The organism is Brachybacterium paraconglomeratum (assembly GCF_039541415.1).
GTDB lineage: Bacteria > Actinomycetota > Actinomycetes > Actinomycetales > Dermabacteraceae > Brachybacterium > Brachybacterium paraconglomeratum_A.
Genome location: NZ_BAABGE010000010.1, coordinates 54,381 through 76,620 on the forward strand (window position 1 = coordinate 54,381; position 22,240 = coordinate 76,620).

Genomic DNA, 22,240 nt, shown 5'->3' on the forward strand with positions numbered 1-22,240 from the left:
GTGGCCACTATGGAGGAACGGTCAGTGCAAGGGCGAGAGTGACGGGAGGTCTGGGATTGCGCTCGGCGTGGACGAGGAGGTTGCGTTTATACAGGTGAGGGTGGTGTGCGGGAAGGGGTGCGAGGCTCCGGGTGGTGTGATGGGTGGAGTGATGGCGCGATGGGAACTAGCGGTGTGCGAACGGAAGGGTGCGCGGTCGTGGCGTTCACGGAATTGCCATCGTGCTGATCGCTGATTGTTACATTCTGGGTGGATAGTAAATGTCAAGACCCCGCCTAGGAATGTGGATGAAGGTGGACTGGCTTCGCATGGGGTCTTCTGTGCAGTCGCAGGGCTTGACGCCCACTCCTCCGAACTGTCTATGCTGTCTATAGACAGTAAGTTCACTTCGGCGATGAGGGTAAGGAGGAGCAGCGATGCATATCCCCATCGACCCTTCCGCCTCCGCGCCGATCTACGAGCAGATCCGAGAGGGCATCGCCACTGCGATACTCACCGGCGATCTGGCCTCAGGGGATGCCCTCCCATCGATCCGCGCTCTCGCTCGTGACCTGCGGGTCAGCGTCATCACCACCACCCGCGCCTACAACGAACTGGTCGCCGACGGCCTGGTCGACGCGGTGCGCGGCAAAGGCGTGTTCGTCCGCGCCCAGGACAGCGATCAGCTGCGCCGCCGCGCCCTCGAGCAGATCGACGAGGGGTTCGACCTGGCACTCCGCGCCGCCCGCACTGCCGGGATCGAGCACAGTGAACTGACCGCACTGCTCGCGCACCGACTGGAGGAGGAGCTATGAACCCGCAGCTGCCCCAGCAGATGTCCCCGTCCCCGAGCAACGCCGTCGCCGTCCGAGACCTGGAGGTGCGGCTCCCCTCAGGCGACCGCCCCTACACCGAGCCCCTCCCAATCATCCGTGGTCTGGACCTCACCGTTCCCGCAGGCCAGGTCACGGCATTGGTCGGGGTCAACGGGGCCGGCAAGACCACCACCCTGCGCACGGTGACCGGCGCACTCGCCGTCGACGCCGGCACGGTCGAGGTGCTCGGAACAGCCCTCGGCCCCGCCCGGGTACGGCCCCCGCTCGGGGTGGCGAGCATGCCCGACATCTCCGCCTATCCACAGCGCTGGACCCCGCAGCATGTGGCACGACTGCGTCGGCGAGTGGTCCCCGGCTTCGACCGCGCCCGCTTCGAGGAGCTGCTCACCGCCTTCGGAGTCCCGCACCAGCGAGAACTGCGCCACCTCTCGCGCGGCCAGTCCACCCAGCTGGGGCTGGCCGCGGCCCTCGCACAGGATCCGCAGCTGCTGATCCTGGACGAACCTTTCGCCCACCTCGACCCGCTCGCACGCACGGAGCTCACCGAGGTGCTGCGGGACTTCATGGCCCACGAGGAGCGCGCGCTCCTGCTCGCCACCCATGACCTCGACGGCATGGATCGCTTCGTCGACCAGCTCGTCGTCATCGCCCACGGACGCGACATCCTGAGCGGGGAGGTGGAGTCCCTGCGCGAGGAATTCCTGCTGTGCGAACTGGACCTCCCCGACGTGGACCGCACCGACCTGGACCAGGGACCCGGCCAGCAGTTCATCGGCGCGACGAGCACCGGCGCCGGCACTCGGGCCCTGATCTCCGCCGATGACGCAGTGGGACTCCCGACCAGCGCGTCCCTGAGTCGGCCCGACGTGAGCGAGATCGTCACGCATGTGCTTCGCGCAGCGCGCGCCGACGCCCCCAGCCCCAGGAGGACTCACCGATGAGCTCCACTGCTGCCCGCATGCCCAGCGGACTCTCCGCCGAGCTGCAGCTGAACACCGGCCGCCTGGCCACCACCCTCCTCCTCTGCGCGGCCGCGCTGCTGTGGGCACTGCTGTCCACCGACCAGTACGCGGGCCTGCTGACCCTCTGGGCCGCGCTGGGCTGGTACCGCTACGGGCGGGCCGACACCGCCCCGCGTGAGGACCTGCGCGCAAGCCTCGGGCTCAGCCGTGCAGATCGGGTGCGCGGCCGGCTGGCGCTGATCGGCCTGGAGCACGCCGCAGTGATCGTGACCGTGGCCGCCGGTGCAGTGATCTCCGTGCTCCTCGGACGAGAGACCGCCGGGGGAGCGGCACCGTTCTCCTTCCTCTCCGACCCCTCCGCACCGCAGCTGCTGACCGTCCTGGTCGGGGCGCTGTTCTCCCTGACTGCCCTGGTGGCCACGGGGATCGTGGTCGGTGGAGAGTGCACGATCAGGCGGCCCGGACGGAGCATGGCCGTGCTCAGCATCCTGGTCTACTTCCTCGCCGGAGTGCTGCTGGGGATCCCCATGGCGCTCGCGGAGATCGCGCTGCGGTTCGATCTCTGGGCTGGCCCCGGCGGTATCGCGATCATCGGAGCGGTGCTGGCAGCGGTGCTCGCGGTGCTCCTGCTCCGGTTGCGCGCCTCGGCACGCCGCTGGATCCGTGACCTCGACTCGCATCGGCCGAGGAGGGCGAAGTGACCACGTCCTTCGACCATCCTCTCGACAGCTCCGACGCAGACCCAGCGAACTCAGCGGTCACGGTCCAAGACCTCGATATCCACCTGCCCGATGCACAGCGCTGGACCCGACCGCTGCGCCGCGTGCTGCGGGGCGTCTCCTGCGAGGTGCCGCGCGGCCAGGTGACCGCGCTCGTCGGCACCAACGGCGCCGGCAAGACCACCCTGCTGCGCGCCCTGTCCGGGGCGCTGGCTGCCAGCTCCGGCACGATCGAGGTGCTGGGCGTACCCCTCGGCGGGGCCGAGGACTCCCTGCCCGCCGGGGTCGGCATCGTCCCCGACGTCCCCTGCCACCCCGATCACTGGACGGCCGACGACCTGGTGCTCGCCCAGCGCCGAGTCGAACCCGCCTACGACGCCCACCTCACCGGCCGTCTCCTGCGCCGCGCGGGCATCGCTCCCGACGCCCAGCTGCGCCGGCTCTCCGCCGGGCAGCGGACCCGACTGCTGCTCGCCGTGGCCCTCGGCATCCGCCCCGAGCTGCTCCTGCTGGATGAACCGTTCGCCCGGCTCGACCCGCTGGCTCGCACCGATGTGCTCGACGAACTGCGCGAGCACCAGGCCGGGGGAGAGGACCGCACGATCCTGCTCTCCACCCACGACCTCGGCGAGATCGACCGATTCGTCGACCACGTGGTGCTGCTGCACGAGGGTTGGGTGGTGCTCGAAGGCTCCGCGATCGATCTGGTCGAGGAGCACCTGGTCGCCACCACGGCGGTGCCGGGACGGGAAGCGCACGCAGAGGTGCTGCGAGGTGCCCGACGCAGCGGAGACCAGCTCGAAGCACTGGTGCGCGCAGAGGACGCAGTGGGGCTGGACCAGCTGACAGATCTGCGCCGCGCCACCCTCCAGGACATCCTCACCTTCACCCTCCGAGAGGTCTCCCGATGACCGGAACTGCCCGGACCGCCACCCGCCAGCGGCCCTCGACCCCGCTGCGCCGCGCATTGGGCATCGAATGGCGGCGCCGACGCGATCTGCTCGCCCTGTATGGCGCGTTCCTCGTCGTCGCGATCCTGTGTGCAGTCTTCCTCGATCTCCGCCTCGGCGTGCTGCTGATCCTGCTCGCCGTGCGCCTTCCGGCAGATCTCGCCGATGCGGTGCCCGAGGACGGCCGGCAGCTGCGCAGCTCGCTCGGGGTCTCCCGCGCCGACGCCGTGCGCGCCCGCACCGTGCTGGTCAGCGCCGCGCAGCTCGTGCTCATCCTCGGTGCGGCTGGCGTCATCCTGCTCAGCGACTGGGCTCCCGAATCACAGCACTGGAACGATCTCGGCATCGTCACCGCTTCCGATGACGGCTCCTCCGCGCCTACCCGGTGGGAGCACCTCGTGGACATCAGCCTGTTCAGCGGTGCGATCGCCTGGAGCCACGCGCTGACCGGCGGGGACGCCTTCCGGCTCGGTGCGCGCCTGACGGGCCGGCACGCGGTCGCCCGGTATCTCGGCGTGTGCCTGCTGGCCTTCCTGGTGCTGGCGGCCAGCATGCTGCTGACGAGCAATCTGCTGCTGAGCGTCGGGTTCGACGACGACCTCGGCACCCGCTTCGTGATCGCTGAGCGGGTTGCGCAGGTCACCGCCCTTCTCCTCACCCTCGGCGGCGGGGTCACCGCTCTGGTGCTCCGCTCCCGTCGTTGGGTGCGCCGTGCCTGACACCACTGCCGTGCCTGACACCACTGCCGTGCCTGACGACCACAGCTCCGCCTGACCAGCGCTGTGGGACGATGGCGCTCATGGACTTCACCCTCGTCGGCACCCCCGTGCATCCCCTGCCGGGGCCTCGGGCGCGGTGATGACGTCCGTCCCGCTCGCTCGCCGCGCCGGCGGACCCGATCTCGCCCGCGGCTTCGCGCTGCTCGGTATCGCGCTGGCCAACACGGTGGGATGGCTGCGAGGCTCCCAGTGGACGGTGCTGGTCAAGCAGCTCGATGCCACGGTGCCGGACCGCATCGCCGACGTGCTGATCGCCCTGTTCGCCGACAACCGCGGCTTCCCCCTGTTCGCGATGCTGTTCGGTTACGGCATCGGGATCCTCTACCGCCGCTCCCACGAGCGCGGCGAGAGCGCGCGCCGCTTCATGCTGCGCATGCTGCGCCGTCATCTGGTGCTGCTCGTGATCGGCCTCGCCCACGCGATCCTGCTGTTCAGCGGCGACATCCTGGTCGCCTACGCCATCATCGGCATGTTCTGCGTGCTGCTGATCACCCGCCGCCGCATGGTGCTGCCCGCGGTCGCCGTGATCGCCCTGCCCGCGCTCGGAGTTTGGGGCTGGGCCGACGGGACCATCGGGCTGGGCAGCGGCAACGGATATGCCGCGGCGTCCGCCCCCGACTACCTCACCGGTCTCACGCTGCGTGCCGAGGAGACCCTGCGCAGCACGGTGCTCACCCCGCTCCTGGACCTCGGGCTGCTCACCCCGATGGCGCTCGGCGCGATCGCCGCCCGGCTGCGGCTGCTCGAGGAGGTGCGCGCGAACCGAGATCTGCTGATCCCTCTGACGCGCTGGGGTCTGCTGATCGGTCTGCTCGGCGCGATCCCGCTGACCGCAGTGCTGGTGCTCGACCCCGGCCACGCACACCTCGACAGCGAGCTGATGCTGGGCATCTTCGGGGTCGTGCACCAGTACTCGGGGGTCGCCGGAGCGCTCGGGCTGGCCGCCGCCGCGGCACTGCTGGTCGAGCACCTGCGGCATCGCGGCGAGCAGGGAGCAGGCCGGGCCGAGCACCTGCTGGGCGCGACGGTCCGAGGCATCGAAGCGCTCGGCGCCGTGTCCCTGAGCGCCTATATCGGCCAGTCGGTCGTCTTCCTCGGCCTCTTCCCGCCCTACGCCCTGGACCTCGGAGCACGGCTCGGCACCGCGGGCGCGGCAGTGATCGTGCTGCTGACCTGGCTGGCGATGATCCCGCTGGCCGACCTCCTGCGCACCCGCGGCCATCGCGGCCCGCTCGAATGGCTGCTTCGATCCCTGGCCGGCTCTGCCGCTCCCGCCGGACACGTCACGCATCGACCGCTCGAGCCTGCGCCGGAGCGCAGGAAGGGAGCCCGCTCATGACCGTCTTCGCCGATACCCCCCGCTGGCCGCGCCACGGAATGCTGTGGGGCCATCTGATCTCGGACACCTCGCTCGAGGAGCTGCACGAGGTCGCCGCCCGGGCGGGCCTGCCGCCCCGCTCCTACGACCTGGACCACTACGACTGGCCGAGCTCCGCCGAGGCTGCGCTGACCCAGGCCGGGGTGACCTTCGTGAGCGACGGGCAGCTGACGCGGATCCTCATCGCCTCCGGGCTGCGGGTCAAGCTGCGGGATCGCCCGGGTGCCCGCGCCCGTCGCAGCGCCGAGCATGCCGCCGTGCTGGGCCTGGAGCAGGTCCCGCGGGATCTGATCGTGGGCCGGCTCGGGCACGTCGACCCGCTGCCACCGGTCGCCGAAACCGCCCCGGGCGCGTTCCGGATGACGAAGGAGGAGCCGTCGGCCCCGCCCCGCATCGAGGCGCACGATGAGCTGGGTCGCCGGGAGGCTCTGAAGCTGCTCGCGCAGCTGGACCGGCTCGCACGTGCCCGGGGGGAGAGCGGCTTCGTCGGCCAGGTGCTCGTGGACGGTCGCTGACCCGGCCCCGACGCTCAGGAGTCTTCGCGCTCCGGGGACTCCGGAGTCCCCGGGGCCTCAGAGGGGCTCTGCGCATTCAGCGCCCGCAGCTGATCCGGTCGCACCCGGGCCTCCGGGGAGATCTCGGTGCCCTGCACCTCGAGCCAGAAGGTGGCGCCGCCGCCCTCGGTCTCGGACACCCCGATGATGCCGCCGTGCTGCTCCACGATCGAGGCCGCGATCGCGAGCCCGAGCCCGGCCCCGCCGCCCTGCGTCGCCGAGCGCACCCGGGAGGCGTCCGTGCGGTAGAAACGCTCGAACACCTTCTCGCGCTGATCGTCGTCGATGCCCTCGCCGTGGTCCCGGATCTCGATCCGCACCCGCTGCGGGGAGAGATAGCCGACGGCGATCTCGACCGGGGAGCCCTTGGACGTGTGCCGGTTCGCATTGCCGACCAGGTTCAGGATCACCTGGCGCAGGGAGGCCTCGTCGCCGAGCACACCGATCGACAGGTGAGGCTGGACGGACAGCGGCGTTCCGGACAGCGAGGTGACCATCACCTGCCGGCCGGGATCCAGTGCGCGCAGGTCCTGTGCCGCGTCGAACAGGGCGTCGGTGAAGTCCACCGGGTCCAGGGCGAGCTCCGGCTTCTCATCGAGCCGGGCCAGGCGCAGCAGGTTCTCCACCAGCGAGCCCATCCGCTTCGCCTCGTCCTCGATGCGGCGCATCGCCGAGGCGACGTCCTCGTCGCGGGGGAGGGCTCCCATCCGGTACAGCTCGCCGAAGCCGCGGATGGCGGCGAGCGGGGTGCGCAGCTCGTGGGAGGCATCGCCCACGAAGCGCCGCATCTTCACCTCGGAGGCCGTGGCCCGTTCCTCGGATGTGGATTGCGCGGCGAACGCCTGCTCGATGCGCACCAGCATCTCGTTCAGCGAGAAGGCCAGGTCATGAACCTCGAGGCTGGTCTGGGTGACGGGGACGCGGCGGGAGAGGTCACCGCCGGCGATCTGGGAGGCGGTCGCCTCGACGTCGCGCAGCGGCTCGAGCGACCGATGGGTCACGTAGCCGCCGAGGCCCATGCCCACCAGCACCACCATCGTCCCCACCAGCACGATGACCAGCGCCATCTCATGCATGGTGCGGTCCACACTGGTCAGGGGCAGCGCGACATACACGCTGCCCCCATCGGGGCCGGAGTTCAGCATCGCCACCACCCGCCACCGGTTCTCGGCGGAGTCGAGCACCGTGAAGGGGCGACCTCCCTGCTGCAGGATCTGCTCCGCGCTCAGCGAGGGGAAGGGGATCTCGATGTCACCGGGGCCGTAGTAGACCATCGCCCCGTCGATCCGCCGCCCGTCCCGGTCACGGATCTCGATCGCGTACTCGACCGGGGTGTAGGTGCTGTTGCGGATCGCGTCGTCGTCCCCTTCCAGCTCCTGCTGGGCCAGGGCGAGCATCTCGCCCATGCCCGCCTGCAGGTTGCTGTCGACCGACTGGATCAGGGTGCGGTTCAGGAGGAACAGGGAGAGGCTCCCGGTGACGACCGTGCCGAGCACCAGCAGCGCCGAGATGAGGGTGACGATCCGGGTCCACAGGGACACGGGCCGTTCGGCGCGCAGGGTCGGCAGGCCCACGCCTCAGGAGCCTTCGGGGGCCCGCAGGACGTAGCCGATGCCGCGCTTGGTATGGATCATCGGGTCGCCGATGACGTCGACCTTGCGGCGCAGGTAGGAGATGTAGGACTCCACGATGCCCACCTCACCGGACCAGTCGTAGTCCCAGACATGGTCGAGGATCTGGGTCTTGGAGACCACCCGGCCCGCGTTGAGCATCAGGTAGCGCAGCAGCTTGAACTCGGTGGGGGACAGCTCGATGTTCACCTCCCCGCGATGGACCTCATGGGAGTCCTCGTCCAGGCGCAGGTCCGCGACCACCAGCGAGCTGTCCACGGTGGGCTCGGAGCCGCCGTGGGTACGGCGCAGCACCGCACGGATGCGGGCCACGACCTCCTCGAGGCTGAAGGGCTTGGTGACATAGTCGTCGCCGCCGACGGTGAGGCCGGCGACCTTGTCCTGGGTCTCGTCCTTCGCGGTGAGGAAGAGGATCGGGTACTGCTCGCCGCGCTCGCGCAGGCGCCGGGTGACGGTGAAGCCGTCCATGTCCGGCAGCATCACGTCGAGCACCACCAGGTCGGGTTGATGCTCGGTGGCCTCGCGGATCGCCTCGTTGCCGGTCGACGCGGTGAACACCTCGAAGCCGGCGAAACGGAGGGAGGTCGCGAGCAGGTCGCGGATGTTGGGTTCGTCGTCGACTACGAGCAGGCGTGCCTCATAGTCCTGTTCTTCAGTCGTCGTCATGGGTCCACCGTCCTCCTTGAGCTTGGGAATCGGCTGGATGTCAGCTGGACGTGCTCACCGGGTGGCGCGGTGGATCCTGTCCTGCTGCTTGCGCAGCTTCCGGATCGTCCAGCTCATCTGGACCATCCGCATCGAGCCGACCAGCGCCATCACCAGAGCGCCTGCGATCGCCGCGAGCAGCATCGCCACCCCGAGCGGCAGATCGAACTGTGCGCCGAAGTACTGGAAGCCCGCGGTGACGTTGTTCTGGATCACGAAGATCAGCAGCAGCACCAGGATGATCGCGCCGAGGATCAGCCCGATCCACATGCCAGCGGTCTTCCCGCCGGCGCCGACGGGCTCGGGATCGGTGGCGGTCTCAGGGGCAGCGGGCCCGGGGGTGGAGGGCCGCTCGGCGGCGCGACGCCCGGTGGTGGGACGCTCAGAGGCGGGACGCTCAGTGCCCGCAGCGCCGTCCGCACTCCCGTCGGTGGGGCCGACGGCGGGGGAGACGGGGCGAGGTGCGTCCTCGTGACCGGTGGGACGGCGGGAATCGTCGGGTGAGGTCATGTCGATCTCCTGGGGGAGGGCCGACGGAACGCCGGCGAACGGGATGCGTCGCCCACTCTAACCAGCCTCGCCCCCGGATCAGGCGTCAGCGCCGGTGCGTCGTGTCCGGGAGCCCGCCCCGGTCAGTCCGCTGTCGCCGGGGCCTCCAGCTCGTCGGCGTCCATGATGGTGTAGGCATAGCCCTGCTCCGCGAGGAACCGCTGACGGTGCGCGGCGTAGTCCTGGTCCTGGGTGTCGCGCATGACCACGGTGTAGAAGTGCGCGGTGCGGCCGTCGGCCTTGGGGCGGAGCAGCCGCCCCAGCCGCTGCGCCTCCTCCTGGCGGGAGCCGAAGGCGCCGGAGACCTGCACCGCGACGGAGGCCTCTGGCAGGTCGATCGAGAAGTTCGCGACCTTCGAGACGACCAAGCGGTCGATCTGGCCGGTGCGGAAGGCGTCGAACAGCTCCTGACGGCGCTTGACCGGGGTCTGGCCGGTGATGAGATCCGCGCCCAGCCGCTCAGCGATCTCCTCGAGCTGGTCGATGAACTGCCCGATCACCAGCATCGGCTCGCCCGGGTGGCGGGCCGCGAGGCGCTCGACCACCTCGATCTTCGCGCCATGGGCGGCGCCCAGCCGGGGGCGGTCAGAAGCCTCGGCCATCGCGTAGGCCATCCTGTCCGCGGCCGGCATGGTCACCCGCACCTCGGTGCAGTCCGCCGGGGCGATGTAGCCCTGGGACTCGATGTCCTTCCAGGGGGCGTCATAGCGCTTGGGGCCGATCAGAGAGAACACCTCTCCCTCGCGGCCGTCCTCGCGCACGAGCGTCGCGGTGAGCCCCAGACGGCGCCGAGCCTGCAGGTCGGCGGTCATCCGGAACACCGGGGCCGGCAGCAGATGCACCTCGTCGTAGATGATCAGGCCCCAGTCACGGGCGCTCATCAGCTCCAGATGCGGGTGGATGCCCTTCCGCTTCAGGGTGAGCACCTGGTAGGTCGCGATCGTCACCGGGCGCACCTCCTTGGAAGCACCCGAGTACTCACCGATCTCCTCCTCGGTCAGCGTGGTGCGGCGCAGCAGCTCGTCCTTCCACTGCCGGGCCGAGACCGTCGAGGTCACCAGGATCAGCGTGGTGCGCTGCATGGAGGCCATCGCCCCGGCGCCGACGAGGGTCTTTCCGGCGCCGCAGGGCAGCACCACCACTCCGCTGCCGCCATGGCGGAAGCCGTCCACCGCCTCCTGCTGGTACGGGCGCAGCTGCCAGTCCTCCTCCCGCAGGGAGATCGGGTGGGCCTCGCCGTCGACATAGCCGGCGTGATCCTCCGCCGGCCAGCCGAGCTTCAGCAGCGCCTGCTTCAGGGCGCCGCGCTCGGAGGGGTGGACCACGATCGTGGTCTCGTCGAGGCGGGCACCGAGCATGCCCTGGATCCGCGTGGCCCGCGAGACCTCTTCGAGCACCGCGGGATCCAGGGCGTGCAGCACCAGCCCGTGGACGGGATCCGCGCGGAGCTGGAGCCTGCCGTAGCGGTCCATCGTGTCCGCCACATCGATCAGCAGCGCATGCGGAACCGGGTAGCGGGAGTGGTCCACGAGCGCGGCGACCACCGATTCGGCGTCATAGCCGGCGGCGCGCGCGTTCCACAGCCCCAGGTCGGTGATCCGGTAGGTGTGCACGTGCTCCGGGGCGCGCTCGAGCTCCGCGAAGGCGGCGATCGCGATCCGGGCGGTCTGCGCCTGGGGATGGTCGACCTCGAGCAGGAGGGACTTATCGCTCTGGACGATGAGAGGGCCGTCAGTCATCGTTCCAGGCTACGCCGGGACCTCAGACAGAAGCAGGCTCGACGAGCGCGTTCCCCGTCACCCGCTGGTGCACGCCGAGGACCAGCAGCTGCAGCACCGGGATCACGACCACGGCGAGGATCGGGAGGATCAGGGTCAGGCAGATCGCGACGGCGAGCAGCATGGTCACCACGACCGTCCCGACGTTCTTCCCCACGAGGCGTGCGCTGGAAGAGATCGCTTCACCGAAGCCAGCGCCGCGGGCCGCCTCGACGGTCGCGAAGTAGAGCAGGACGGAGACGACGATCGCCGGGAGATAGAACAGGAAGCTCACACCCTGCCCGAGCTGGTTCAGCACGGCGCTGAGGAGCGCGACCACGAAGGACACGGCGATGGTGGTGCCGTTGCCGAGGAAGCCCTCCTTGATCGTCGGGCGGCGACCGGCGAGCACCGCGGTGCCGGCATGGAGGATGCCCGAGATCCACAGCGCAGCCACGACCGCCATGAGCACGGAGATGAGCAGGCTGCCGACGCTGAACGCGGGCGGCTCAGCGCCAGCGCCCGACATCCCGCCGCTGCTGGGGGCCGACATCGCGACCACGACGCTGACGATCACGAACGCGATGACCGCGACGATCATGATCACGCCATAGACCAGGGCCGGCACGAGGAAGGCGGCGAGGTTGCGGGTGAAGGCGCTCCAGGCCCAGCGGATGCCGGCGGCCACCGGGCCACCGGTGACCATCGGCTGGTGCGACGGCGAGGCGGAGGGACCGGAATGCTCCGGCCCGTACGGGGACTGCTCGGCGGAAGGGAACGGGGAGGACACGAGGTGCTGCCTTTCGAGGAGGACGAGGAGGGGCCCGCAGGCCGTCCTCCCACCGTACGGGCCGCTCAGGGAGCGAGGTGCCGCAAGTCCGATTCTTCCCACCCGTTCATGCCCAGGACCAGGACCAGGACCAGGACTAGGATCAGGATCAGGCGCGGGCCGGCTCCGGCAGCTCGCGCCCACGCAGCCGCTCGTACATGCCGACCTCGAAGAGCACGATGAACGGGGTCAGCACCAGGAGACCCACCACGATCGTGGCGCCGATCGAGCTGATCACGGAGAGCACCAGGTACGCGACGATGGCGGTGCCGAGGTTCGCGCGCACCAGGTGGTAGCTCCCTTGAGCGCGGCGACCGGGGCGGCGCCGCGGGCCGACGCGGGGATCGCGAACATGAACAGCACCGCTGCGATGAGGCCGGGGACGTAGAGCAGGAGCATTCCCACCGTCACCAGCAGGCCGTACAGCAGCGAGGTGAGGATGATGCGCCAGGGCCCCACGAGCGCCTGGCCGATGGAGGGCCGGCCGCCCTGGAGGATGATCTCCGCGGCGCGGCCGGAGGCCGACTGCCACATCAGGGCGAAGGGGATCAGGAGCACGATCGCGCCCAGCATGACCGCATAGAGCAGGATCAGATCCATGACCGGGAAGCTGTCCGGGGTCCACTGTTCCGAGCGCGAGAGCATCGCGGCGAAGCCACCGAACATCCCGCCGACGATGACCACGGTGTAGATCGCGCAGTAGATGACCCCGACGACCAGGTAGGCCACCGGGTTCCGCAGCAGTGCGGTGCCGGCGAAGCGCAGTGCTGCGCCGAGGTCTGCGCCGAGGTCGGTTCCGGGAGCGGGGGCCCCGGTGGGGTGGGGGCTGAGGGAAGGCGGCGCGCTGGAGGGCGACGGATCGGTCATCGGGAGAGCTCTCTCTTGGGCCGGTGAGGGCGGTGGCGTGCGGGGACCACGGTACGGTGCGCAGGCCTGCTGCGAGGGCTGAGAGGTGCTGACGCCACGGCAAGCCCTGGCACTGCTGAGCACGCCTGGCGCAACATCCCTAAGATGGGGGCTGATGGACCGGGATCCCCGACCCGCCGACGACAGTTCGGCTGCGAGGTCCAGCCCGGCTCGACAGCACCCGACATGAGGAGAACCCATGGCTAGCTTCGCTCCGTCCCCCGCCGATGTGGCAGACATCGGCGTCACCGGAATGGCGGTGATGGGCTCCAACCTGGCGCGCAACTTCGCCCGCAACGGTTTCAAGGTCGCGCTCCATAACCGCAGCGTCGCCAAGACCGAGAAGGTCATGGCCGATCACAGCGCCGACGGGGAGTTCTACCCCTCGGAGTCCATGGCCGACTTCGTCGCCTCCCTGCAGAAGCCGCGCGTCGCGCTCATCATGGTCAAGGCCGGCAAGCCGACCGACGCCGTGATCGACGAGCTCGCCTCGCTGATGGAGCCGGGCGACATCATCGTCGACGCCGGCAACGCCCTGTTCGGCGACACCCGCCGCCGCGAGGCCGCACTGCGCGAGCAGGGCCTGCACTTCGTGGGCACCGGCGTCTCCGGTGGCGAGGAGGGCGCTCTGAACGGCCCCTCGATCATGCCCGGCGGCACCAAGGAGTCCTACGACCGCCTCGGCCCCATGTTCGAGAAGATCTCCGCACATGTCGACGGCGCGCCCTGCTGCACGCATGTTGGCGCCGATGGTGCTGGTCATTTCGTGAAGATGGTCCACAACGGCATCGAGTACGCCGACATGCAGGTCATCTCCGAGGCCTACGACCTCATGTCCAAGGCCCTCGGCAAGGGCGCCTCCGAGATCGGCGACGTCTTCGCCGAGTGGAACAAGGGCGACCTGGAGTCCTTCCTCATCGAGATCACCGCCGAGGTGCTCCACCACACCGACGTCGCCTCCGGCAAGCCGTTCGTGGATGTCATCCTCGACCGTGCCGCCCAGAAGGGCACCGGCGCCTGGACCGTGCAGACGGCTCTGGACCTCGGCGTCCCGGTCACCGGCATCGCCGAGGCGACCTTCGCCCGCTCCGTCTCCGGCTCCACGCCGCAGCGCGAGGCTGGCCGCAAGGTGCTGCCCGCCGAGGCGCAGACCCTCGAGATCGCCGATCCCGCCCAGTTCATCGACGACCTGCAGAAGGCGCTCTACGCCGCGAAGCTGGTCTCCTACTCGCAGGGCTTCGACGAGATCGCGGCCGGTGCCGCGGAGTTCGGCTGGGACATCGACCTGGGTGCGATGGCCCGGATCTGGCGCGGCGGCTGCATCATCCGCGCCCGCTTCCTGAACCGCATCACCGAGGCCTACGAGCGCGACGCGAAGCTCCCGCTGCTGCTGGCGGACGAGTACTTCACCACCGAGATCGCCAAGTGCATCCCGGCCTGGCGCCGCATCGTGGCCTTCGCAGCCTCGACCGGCTACCCGGTGCCCGTGTTCTCCTCGACCCTGTCGTACTACGACGCGGTGCGTGCGGAGCGCCTCCCCGCAGCCCTGGTCCAGGCGCAGCGCGACTACTTCGGTGCGCACACCTACCAGCGCGTCGACGCCGAGGGCACCTTCCACGTGGAGTGGTCCGAGGACCGTCGCGAGACCAAGCAGGACTGATCGACGTACTGCGAACGTGTGAGCGGTAGGAGATCAGTCAGTCAGACGCAGGACTGATCTCGCAGGACTGATCGACAGGGGCGGGGTGCCGGAGAGGGGGCCCCGCCCCTGAGCATGACGAAGGCCCCGGACCAGCAGGTCCGGGGCCTTCGTGATGAGCGGTCGGGGACCGGCTCAGCGGGTCGACTCAGTACGTCGACATGGAAGCGCTGAACACGCCCATTGCGATGCTGAGGCCGAAGAGGACCACGTAGAGAACGATCACGATGATCGTGAGGATCATGGCCCACTTCGTGAACTTCTGTGCGGTCTCCGGCTCGGTGTCAGCCTTGAGGTAGCCGAGCAGGCCGAGCACGCCGGAGATGACGCCGCCGCAGATGAAGCCGACGATGGTCCAGATCAGGGCCTTCTTCTTGATGGCCTCGATGTCGTAGCCCGAGTTGGGTGTGGTCATGGGAATCCCCTTCTTCCTGATGATCATTCCCCGGCAATGACGTCGCCGGGCCCCAGGTCGGGTGTTCTCGTGCGTCCGGTCCTGGCGATCGGAATAGTACCGCGAGAAGGGGGAGGTTCCGCCATGGGGAGGACTCCCCATAGCGCGTGGCGCCGCGGCGGCTCAGGCCGTCGCTGCGCCGATCAGCCCAGCGTCACCCGGTGCACGAGCACCGTGAACTCCTCGTCCCGGCCGGCCTCCCGTGCGCGCAGGCGACCCCCTTCGAGGGAGAGCGGCTGGGCGTGCTTCACCACCACTCCGCCGCGCCCGTCGACGATCCCGAGCGGGATCTCGTCGTGGCGGGAGATCGCATCCAGCAGACGATCGGTGACCGAGAGGTCGCTCGCTCCCTCGTCTGCAGCGCGCAGCCGGGCCACCGCTTCGAGGGCGGGCACCCTCAGCTCCGGTCCGTCGATGGTCACGAGGTCCGGCTCGATCGGGCCGCCGCGCAGGGAGTGGGTCAGCTCCTCGGGGACCGGTCGGCCGTCCGCCCCTACGGCCTGCGGGGAGAGACCGGCCTGGCGGGCGATCTGCAGCGCGAACCCGGGATCGGAGAGGGTGACGGCGACGGTGGGGGCCAGACGGTGCAGGTTCAGCGGCGTGGCCTCGGGCGCGACCTGCAGCAGATCGAGCACCTCGGCCTCCGCGGTGAGCACGGTGGTGGCCCGGGAGACCTGCACCCGGCCGTGGCGGCGCTGCTCATCGCGCAGCAGATAGGTGAGGGCCTGGGGGACGGGGGTGCGGCACACCTCCTCCAGCAGGATCAGCAGCGCCTCCGCGTCGCGGCCGTCCCCGAGTGCCCGACGCACGGCGGCGGTGGTGAAGCGCAGCGTGAGCGCACCGCCGCGGGAGATCACCTCGGACCAGTCCAGCAGCGGCAGCAGCTGCTCGGCGGGTCGGCCAGGGATGACGGCGGTCAGGTCCGCGTCCAGCAGCACCTCGGCGACCGGGGCCGGGGCGTGCTCTGCGAGGACGGTGGCGAGCCGTACGTCGGCGCTGGTGATCTCCTCGTCCAGGGCGAGGACCAGCTCATGGCCGAGCACGGTGAGCGCGCCGCCGTCGAGCAGACCCAGCGCCTGACCCTCGACCAGCAGCGCGACGGTCTCCTCCCGGATCACCTCGGCGGGGACCAGCGGGAAAGCCCAGGCCAGGGCCGCGGCGAGGGACTCCTCGCTCGCGTCCACGCCGGGGGAGGTGCGCAGCAGGCGCAACAGGCTGCCGCGCCGCGTGCGCACCCCGTCGCGCCGGGTGAGATCGGACAGCAGCGAGCGGCCGGTGCCGGAGGCATCCGGGGTCCCCACCACCGCCGCGAGATGGTGACCGCGTGCCCAGGCCAGCGTCAGCTCCGCCCAGCGCTGCTCCGCGGCGAGCAGACGGTGCGCGTCCCAGTCCTGGGTGGGATGCCATTCCTGACCGTCATGGCCGATCAGCCCGGCCTGCCAGGCGGACTGCAGGACGGTCGCAAAGGTCAGCAGCGGGGTCCCGGCCCGCTCCGCCAGGCGGCGCAGGTCCCGCTGGGGGAGACCTCCGCGGCGCAGCACTCCGGGCGGGTCCTCGTCGAAGCCGCGCACCGTGCCCAGCAGGCGCAGCGCCTCGAATGCCCGCTCCACGGCCTGCGCGGTGCGGGATCCGAGGATCCGCTCGGTGAGCTCTGAGCCGGCCGGGGCCGGGCGCTGCGCGAGATAGGTGCGGCGCAGCCGGCCCTCACGGAGGGCGAGCTGGACAGTGCGGGGGATGTGCAGGGAGTCCCCGTCGGCCACCACGATCCCGGCGGCCAGCAGGTCGGAGGCGAGCCGTCCGCCACCGGTGACGGCGCTGGGTCCCCAGGCGAGCGTCTCCAGCACCTCCGGGTGGCTGCGGCGGGCCCGTTCGACCCGCTGCCGCGCTTCCTCGGCGGTGGGGTCCTCCGGTGTCGCGGCGGCGAGGCCTGCAGGGGTGCGCATCCCCTCACGCAGGGGACGGATCAGGTGCAGCTCATCCTCGCCCCAGACCACCGCGAGGGTGATCAGCCGTTCCAGCGCAGGAGCGATCGTGGGCGGATCCGAGGAGACCGTCGCAGCCAGCTGCGCGGGGGAGGCACCATCCTCGAGCACGGCGAGCGCCTCGACCAGATGCAGCTCCGGCAGGGTCAGCGCCTCCAGGGCGCGCCGGGCGGAGGTGGCGCCTGCCGCCCGGGCCGCAAGCGGGCCGATGCCGCGGGGAAGGGGCGAGGTGAGATCCGGTCGGGCGACGAGCAGGGCCTCGAGGCGTTCGTCGCCGAACCGGCGCAGGGAGTCCGCAAGGGACCGGATCGCAGCGGTCATGATGCATTCCAGCATAGGCTTGCCCGCTGTGAGGTGCTGCAGGACGCCAGTCCCGCTCCTCGCCCCTATAGCCCAATCGGCAGAGGCGGTCGACTTAAAATCGATGCAGTGTGGGTTCGAGTCCCACTGGGGGCACCACTGGGGGCACTGTGCTGTGCGGGATCCCGGGCCCGGGCGCTCGCCGCAGGGCGGCGGGGGCTCCCGCCGCAGGAAGGCGCGGTCGTCGGCCACAATGGAGGCATGACCACTCCTGCCGACGACTCCGCCCCGACTCCCGGATCCCTGACCCCCGAGCATCGTGAGCGGATGGCAGCCCGCCTCGACGAGGTCCTCGTCCGCCTGGATGCGGCAGCGCAGCGGGTGGGCCGGGACCCCAGCGAGATCACCGTGCTGCTGGCCACCAAGACGCGCACCCCGGCGGAGATCGCCGCTGCGACGGAACTGCTGCGCGAGCGCGGCCGACGGGTCGCGGTGGGGGAGAACCGGGCCCAGGAGATCGCCAAGCACGCCGACCCGCTGCTCGCGGACAACGCGGTGCCGCGCCACTTCATCGGCCGCCTGCAGACGAACAAGGCCCGGGACGTCGTGGCCTTCGCCGAGCTGATCCACAGCGTGGACCGCGAGGGCATCGCCGACGCCCTCGAGCGCCGCGCCGAGACGGCGGGCCTGACCCGCGAGGTGCTCGTGCAGATCAACACCTCCGGCGAGGAGTCCAAGGGCGGCTTCGCACCCACCGTGGAGGCGATCGCACCGATCGTGGAGCGGCTGCGGGCGAGCACGGTGCTGCGACCCGTCGGCCTGATGACCATCGGCGCGAACACCAGCGACGCCACCGAGGTGCGCTCCTCGCTGCGGATGCTGCGCGAGCTGCGCGACCAGGCCCGCGAGCAGCTCGATGCCCCCGAGCTCGAGCAGCTGTCGATGGGCATGAGCGGAGACCTCGAGATCGCTGTCGAGGAGGGCGCCACGATCGTGCGCGTCGGTTCCGCCATCTTCGGAGCCCGCCCCGGGATGTGACCCGACTCCCTTCCAGGCCGTGACCCTCTGGCGGAAGGGCCGCTCCGCCGCATAGCGTGGTCCCCGAGGTGCCGAGCGCGGAGGCTAGAGCCGCGGCGGCGCCTCTTCGCATGCCCGCGTCGTTCTCCCCGTCCTCCTCCGCGGTCCCCCTCCGGACCGACCCTCACCCTGCGCCGGGAGGTGCCCCGTGACCGCTCCGCCGCCCCCTGCTGCTCCGGCCCCGTCACCGCTGTCGTCCCGGCGCCGCGCCCTGGCCCTGTTCGCGCTGGCCCTGGGCGGCTTCGGGATCGGCTCCTCGGAGTTCGTCACGATGGGTCTGCTGCCCGAGATCGCCGAGTCCCTGCTGCCGCAGATGATGGCGGAGACCCCCGATCAGGGGCTCGCACGGGCAGGCTGGGCGATCAGCGCCTACGCGCTCGGCGTCGTGATCGGTGCGCCGCTGCTGTCCCTGCTCGCGGTGCGCTTCAGCCGCACCACGCTGATCGTGGTGTTCGCGGTGCTGCTGACCGTGAGCACCCTGGCCTCCGGCCTCATGCCCGGCTTCGAGCTGACCCTGCTGGCCCGCTTCGCCGCGGGACTCCCGCATGGCGCCTACCTGGGCGTGGCAGCGCTGCTGGCCAGCACCCTGATGGGCCCCGGCTCCCAGGGGAAGGGAGCGGCGCTGGCGATGTCGGGGCTCACCGTCGCGAACCTCGCCGGCGTCCCGCTGCTCACCGCGCTCGGGCAGAGCGCGGGCTGGCGCGCCGCCTTCCTCGTGGTCGCCGGGGTGTTCGCGCTGACCGCAGTCCTGGTGGCGCTCACGATCCCTGCCCAGGCCGCTCCGCGCGGACGGCGTCTGAAGGATGAGCTGCGCGCCTTCCGCCGGGTCCAGCTATGGATGGTGATGGTGATCGCCGCCGTCGGCTTCGCCGGCTCCTTCGCAGTCTTCAGCTATATCGCCGACATCGGTCGCCAGGTCGCCGGAGTCGCTCCCGGCTACATCCCGGTGCTGCTGGCCGTGGCCGGGCTCGGGATGACGATCGGCAATGCGATCGGCGGGATCGGCACCGACCGCTCGCTGAACGGCACCCTGCTGGTGGGCTTCCCGCTGTACATCGCTGCGATGCTGATGATGGTGCTGGTGGTGCGCAGCCCGGTGGGGCTGACCCTCACCTTCTTCCTCGCCAACCTCGCCCACGCGATCCTCTCCCCGGCGATGCAGACCTGGCTGATGCGCATCGCCGGCCGTTCCGAGATGCTCGGCGCCTCCCTGCACCACGCGGCGTTCAACGTCGCCAATGCGCTCGGTGCACTGCTGGGCGGCGCGGTGATCGCCGCAGGCTACGGGATCGCGGCCCCGACCGTGATCGGCACCGTGGTCGCCACGATCGGCTTCGGGATGCTGCTGGCGACGCTCGTGATGCTGCGCCTGCGGTCTCGCCGGCGGTTGGCCCAGCTGGACCAGGTCGGCATCGAGCTCGCCCCGACGCGCGAGAGGGCCGACGCCCGCTGAGCCGCTGCGGCCCGTTGCATCCTGTCCCGCCTCAGCGGGGCGAGGGCCCGACGAGCGCCGAGGGCAGCCCGTACTCGTGCTCGAGCACCTCGCAGGCGGCGCCGGCCGCGATGAGGTCCACTCCGCGGGTGGAGAGCAGCACCTCGACATGCACGCGGGCTCCGGCGTGCAGTCCCTGGTCCAGTGCCTCCCGGATCGCATCCATGGTCACCTGATGGTGGGCGTAGATCGAGCGTCCGCCGAGCACCACCCGGTCCACGTCCATCAGCCGCACCAGGTTCAGCACCACAGTGGCGAGCACCTCGGCTGCCCGCCACGGGTCGCCCTCCCGCTGGGCGGCGAGATATTCGGCCTGGGCGCAGCCGCGGCGCCCGCAGGGACAGGGCTCGCCGCCCAGGTTCACCACCGTGTGCCCCGCCTCCCCGGCCCGGGAATGAGCGCCGCGCACGATCGTGCCGTCCACGCGCAGGGCCGCCCCGAGCCCCTCCTCGGCCAGCACCAGAGCGGCGTTGTCCAGCAGGCCCGGCTGGGACCAGCTCTCGCCGATCAGAGCCGCTCGGGAGTCGTGATCCACCAGCACCGGCATCCGCAGCTCGGCCAGGAGCAGATCACGGATCGATGCCCCGCGCCAGGCGTCGGTGCGCGAGGAGGAGCCGAGGTGGACGCCCTCGTGGACGTCGACCGGTCCCGGCATCCCGACCCCGACCCCGAGCAGCTCTCCGGGCCCGTGCCCCGTGAGCTCCCGCGCTGCATGGGCGAGGGAGGCGATCAGGGCGGGCACCGGCTGCTCCGGTGTGATCTCGGTGCTGTGTCGTTCCAGGATCTGCCCGGTGAGGTCCGCCACCACCCCGTGCAGCCGCGTCCGGGTCAGGTGCAGCCCGATCGCTCGCCGGGATTCGGGGACGATCCGGTACAGGGTGGTGGGCTTGCCGGGCCCGGAGGAGAACGAGCCGATCTCCGCGATCAGCCCGCGGGCGATCAGCCGGGTGAGGATCTTCGAGATCGCCTGGGGCGTGACCTGCAGGGCCTCGGCCAGACCGGTGCGTGCGACCGGCTCTCCGCGGCGCGCGACAGCGAGCAGGGCGGCGTCATGGGCGCCTGCCACGCGGTCCAGCGGTCCGGTCGTCTTCACGGCGCTCATCCTCGCACGGCGTCCTCCTGTGCGGGCGGTGTGACGAGGATCCGACGACGCACCCCCTTGACGTAACGCAACAGCGTTGGCTTATTGTGTTCGTTCGGTCGATGACGCCCTCCTGCATCTGCTCTTCCGACAGTCGAGGAACTCCTATGACGCTGACCACCGCGCCCCGCCCCACGCCGGCACCCGACCCCGCCGCTGACACCGCCCCCGCCCCCGCGCCGCACGAGATCACCCCGGGCCGCCGCGCCCTGGCCCTGTTCGCCCTGGCCCTCGGCGGCGTCGGCATCGGCGCCTCCGAGTTCGCGACCATGGGACTGCTGCCCGGAATCGCCGACGGACTGCTGCCCTCCCAGATGGCGACCGATCCCGAAGCGGGCATCGCCCGGGCCGGGCTCCTGATCACCTCCTATGCGCTCGGTGTGGTCGTCGGCGCACCGGTGCTGGCGCTGCTCTCCGTGCGCTGGAGCCGCACCTCGATGATCACCGCGCTGGCCGTCGCCCTCGTCGCAGGCACCGTGCTCTCCGCGCTGATGCCCACCTTCGAGCTCACCGTGGCCGCCCGCTTCCTCGCCGGCCTCCCGCACGGCGCCTACTTCGGGGTGGCCTCGCTCCTGGCCGCCTCCCTGATGGGGCCCGGCAGCCAGGGCAAGGGTGTGGCCGTAGCGCTCTCGGGCCTGACCGTCGCGAACCTCGTCGGAGTGCCTCTGATGACCGCCCTCGGCCAGGTCGCCGGCTGGCGCGTCGTCTACCTGGTCATCGCCGTGATCTTCGTGCTCACCGTGTTCGCCCTGCGCTGGGCGGTCCCGCACCAGGCTCTGGTCGCGGGCAGGCGGATGGTCGACGAGATCGTCGCGCTGCGCCGCCTGCAGCTCTGGGTCATCATGGCCATCGCAGCAGTCGGCTTCGCGGGCGGGTTCGCCGTCTTCAGCTACGTCGCCGACATCGCCACCCAGGTCTCCGGCGCTGCGCTGTCGATGGTGCCGTGGGTGCTGGCCGCGGCAGGCCTGGGAATGACCCTGGGCAACATCGTCGGCGGCACCGCGACGGACCGATCGCTGAACGGCACCCTGCTGATCGGCTTCCCCGTCTACATCGCGGCCCTGGTGGGACTCTTCCTGGGCTCCCAGAACTCGGTGGTCGGCCTGCTGATCGGCTTCTTCGCCGTCAACTTCGCGAGCTCTGCCCTCAGCCCGGCGCTGCAGACCTGGCTGATCCGGGTCGCGCACCGCTCGGAGGTGCTCGGGGCGTCCCTGAACCAGGCCGCGTTCAACGTCGCCAACGCCCTCGGCGCGGCTCTCGGCGGCGCGGTGATCGCGGCAGGCTTCGGCTACCGCGCCCCGATGCTGGTCGCGATCGTCCTGGCGAGCCTCGGCTTCGCCCTGGTCGCCGGCACCCTGCTGGCGCTGCGGGTGCGCGCCCACCGCACCCTCGCCGTGCTCCGGGAGCACGAGTCGACGTACACCGGAGCGATCCCGGTCGTCCTCCCTGAGCCCGCCCGCGAGGTGCCCGCCATCACCGACGCGATCCCGGTGCCCGTCGGCTCCTGACCGTGAGGGGTCTGCGTGCAGGCGTCACAGTCGTTCATCCAGCCTGCTGGACG

At 70.8% G+C, this 22,240-nt stretch carries 21 protein-coding genes and 1 tRNA gene; 12 read left to right on the top strand and 10 right to left on the bottom strand.

Translation table 11 applies throughout. The features are described from left to right. Nucleotides 1–416 precede the first annotated feature (416 nt). The 7 genes from ABD893_RS14860 to ABD893_RS14890 all read left to right on the top strand — a co-directional run bounded on the left by ABD893_RS14860 (nt 417) and on the right by ABD893_RS14890 (nt 6,118). The gene (locus tag ABD893_RS14860) at nt 417–794 is read left to right on the top strand and encodes a GntR family transcriptional regulator (protein ID WP_345081991.1); all 378 of its coding nucleotides are present in this window, start codon (nt 417–419) and stop codon (nt 792–794) included. Then, nucleotides 791–1,756, top strand: a complete 966-nt coding sequence (locus ABD893_RS14865; protein WP_345081994.1) for an ABC transporter ATP-binding protein — start codon at nt 791–793, stop codon at nt 1,754–1,756. The genes ABD893_RS14860 and ABD893_RS14865 overlap by 4 nt, the downstream gene beginning before the upstream one ends. Continuing rightward, nucleotides 1,753–2,478: a hypothetical protein gene (locus tag ABD893_RS14870; RefSeq protein WP_345081997.1), complete on the top strand. Its 726-nt coding sequence runs from the start codon at nt 1,753–1,755 to the stop codon at nt 2,476–2,478. The genes ABD893_RS14865 and ABD893_RS14870 overlap by 4 nt, the downstream gene beginning before the upstream one ends. Further along, nucleotides 2,475–3,407, top strand: a complete 933-nt coding sequence (locus tag ABD893_RS14875; RefSeq protein ID WP_345082000.1) for an ABC transporter ATP-binding protein — start codon at nt 2,475–2,477, stop codon at nt 3,405–3,407. The genes ABD893_RS14870 and ABD893_RS14875 overlap by 4 nt, the downstream gene beginning before the upstream one ends. Further along, nucleotides 3,404–4,165 carry a hypothetical protein gene (locus ABD893_RS14880; protein WP_345082003.1) on the top strand — a complete coding sequence of 254 codons (762 nt, stop codon included), beginning with the start codon at nt 3,404–3,406 and terminating at the stop codon, nt 4,163–4,165. Before ABD893_RS14875 ends, ABD893_RS14880 begins: the two co-directional genes overlap by 4 nt. Nucleotides 4,166–4,304: 139 nt before the next feature. After that, nucleotides 4,305–5,564: a DUF418 domain-containing protein gene (locus ABD893_RS14885; protein ID WP_345082006.1), complete on the top strand. Its 1,260-nt coding sequence runs from the start codon at nt 4,305–4,307 to the stop codon at nt 5,562–5,564. After that, entirely contained in the window at nt 5,561–6,118 is a 558-nt protein-coding gene (locus ABD893_RS14890; protein WP_345082009.1) for a DUF4031 domain-containing protein, read from the top strand. Before ABD893_RS14885 ends, ABD893_RS14890 begins: the two co-directional genes overlap by 4 nt. A 14-nt stretch (nt 6,119–6,132) precedes the next feature. On the opposite strand, the gene ABD893_RS14895 is transcribed toward ABD893_RS14890, so the two are convergent. The 7 genes from ABD893_RS14895 to ABD893_RS14925 all read right to left on the bottom strand — a co-directional run bounded on the left by ABD893_RS14895 (nt 6,133) and on the right by ABD893_RS14925 (nt 12,495). Beyond that, nucleotides 6,133–7,731 carry a sensor histidine kinase gene (locus tag ABD893_RS14895; RefSeq protein WP_345082012.1) on the bottom strand — a complete coding sequence of 533 codons (1,599 nt, stop codon included), beginning with the start codon at nt 7,729–7,731 and terminating at the stop codon, nt 6,133–6,135. Nucleotides 7,732–7,734: 3 nt separating this feature from the next. Beyond that, the gene (locus ABD893_RS14900; RefSeq protein ID WP_345082014.1) at nt 7,735–8,454 is read right to left on the bottom strand and encodes a response regulator transcription factor; all 720 of its coding nucleotides are present in this window, start codon (nt 8,452–8,454) and stop codon (nt 7,735–7,737) included. A 54-nt stretch (nt 8,455–8,508) separates the two neighbouring features. After that, nucleotides 8,509–9,003 (bottom strand): LapA family protein, encoded by a 495-nt coding sequence (locus tag ABD893_RS14905; protein WP_345082016.1) that lies wholly within the window; start codon nt 9,001–9,003, stop codon nt 8,509–8,511. A 122-nt stretch (nt 9,004–9,125) separates the two neighbouring features. Then, the gene (locus ABD893_RS14910) at nt 9,126–10,781 is read right to left on the bottom strand and encodes a DNA repair helicase XPB (RefSeq protein ID WP_345082019.1); all 1,656 of its coding nucleotides are present in this window, start codon (nt 10,779–10,781) and stop codon (nt 9,126–9,128) included. A 22-nt stretch (nt 10,782–10,803) separates the two neighbouring features. Beyond that, a complete protein-coding gene (locus tag ABD893_RS14915; RefSeq protein WP_345082022.1) occupies nt 10,804–11,589 on the bottom strand; it encodes a hypothetical protein in 786 nt (261 codons plus the stop codon). Between the two features lie 148 nt (nt 11,590–11,737). After that, the gene (locus ABD893_RS14920; protein ID WP_345082025.1) at nt 11,738–11,914 is read right to left on the bottom strand and encodes a hypothetical protein; all 177 of its coding nucleotides are present in this window, start codon (nt 11,912–11,914) and stop codon (nt 11,738–11,740) included. Beyond that, nucleotides 11,863–12,495, bottom strand: coding sequence for a hypothetical protein (locus ABD893_RS14925; protein ID WP_345082028.1), 633 nt, complete (start codon nt 12,493–12,495; stop codon nt 11,863–11,865). The genes ABD893_RS14920 and ABD893_RS14925 overlap by 52 nt, the downstream gene beginning before the upstream one ends. Before the next feature lie 238 nt (nt 12,496–12,733). Here ABD893_RS14925 and gndA point away from each other — a divergent pair, with 238 nt between their 5' ends. Continuing rightward, nucleotides 12,734–14,194: an NADP-dependent phosphogluconate dehydrogenase gene (gene gndA, locus ABD893_RS14930; RefSeq protein WP_345082031.1), complete on the top strand. Its 1,461-nt coding sequence runs from the start codon at nt 12,734–12,736 to the stop codon at nt 14,192–14,194. A 187-nt stretch (nt 14,195–14,381) separates the two neighbouring features. Here gndA and ABD893_RS14935 read toward each other — a convergent pair whose 3' ends face one another. Beyond that, the gene (locus ABD893_RS14935; RefSeq protein WP_345082034.1) at nt 14,382–14,648 is read right to left on the bottom strand and encodes a hypothetical protein; all 267 of its coding nucleotides are present in this window, start codon (nt 14,646–14,648) and stop codon (nt 14,382–14,384) included. Between the two features lie 182 nt (nt 14,649–14,830). Then, nucleotides 14,831–16,990 carry a helicase-associated domain-containing protein gene (locus tag ABD893_RS14940; RefSeq protein ID WP_345082037.1) on the bottom strand — a complete coding sequence of 720 codons (2,160 nt, stop codon included), beginning with the start codon at nt 16,988–16,990 and terminating at the stop codon, nt 14,831–14,833. Between the two features lie 61 nt (nt 16,991–17,051). Between ABD893_RS14940 and ABD893_RS14945 the strand changes: the two genes are divergently transcribed. From ABD893_RS14945 to ABD893_RS14955, 3 genes are all read left to right on the top strand, one after another. Next, nucleotides 17,052–17,128 (top strand) — tRNA-Leu (locus ABD893_RS14945). A 102-nt stretch (nt 17,129–17,230) separates the two neighbouring features. Beyond that, nucleotides 17,231–18,007, top strand: coding sequence for a YggS family pyridoxal phosphate-dependent enzyme (locus ABD893_RS14950; protein WP_345082040.1), 777 nt, complete (start codon nt 17,231–17,233; stop codon nt 18,005–18,007). A 187-nt stretch (nt 18,008–18,194) separates the two neighbouring features. After that, a complete protein-coding gene (locus tag ABD893_RS14955; protein ID WP_345082043.1) occupies nt 18,195–19,499 on the top strand; it encodes an MFS transporter in 1,305 nt (434 codons plus the stop codon). 31 nt (nt 19,500–19,530) lie between these two features. Here ABD893_RS14955 and ABD893_RS14960 read toward each other — a convergent pair whose 3' ends face one another. Next, the gene (locus tag ABD893_RS14960) at nt 19,531–20,640 is read right to left on the bottom strand and encodes an ROK family protein (RefSeq protein ID WP_345082046.1); all 1,110 of its coding nucleotides are present in this window, start codon (nt 20,638–20,640) and stop codon (nt 19,531–19,533) included. A 146-nt stretch (nt 20,641–20,786) separates the two neighbouring features. Here ABD893_RS14960 and ABD893_RS14965 point away from each other — a divergent pair, with 146 nt between their 5' ends. Further along, nucleotides 20,787–22,187, top strand: coding sequence for an MFS transporter (locus ABD893_RS14965; protein WP_345082049.1), 1,401 nt, complete (start codon nt 20,787–20,789; stop codon nt 22,185–22,187). Nucleotides 22,188–22,240 lie beyond the last annotated feature (53 nt).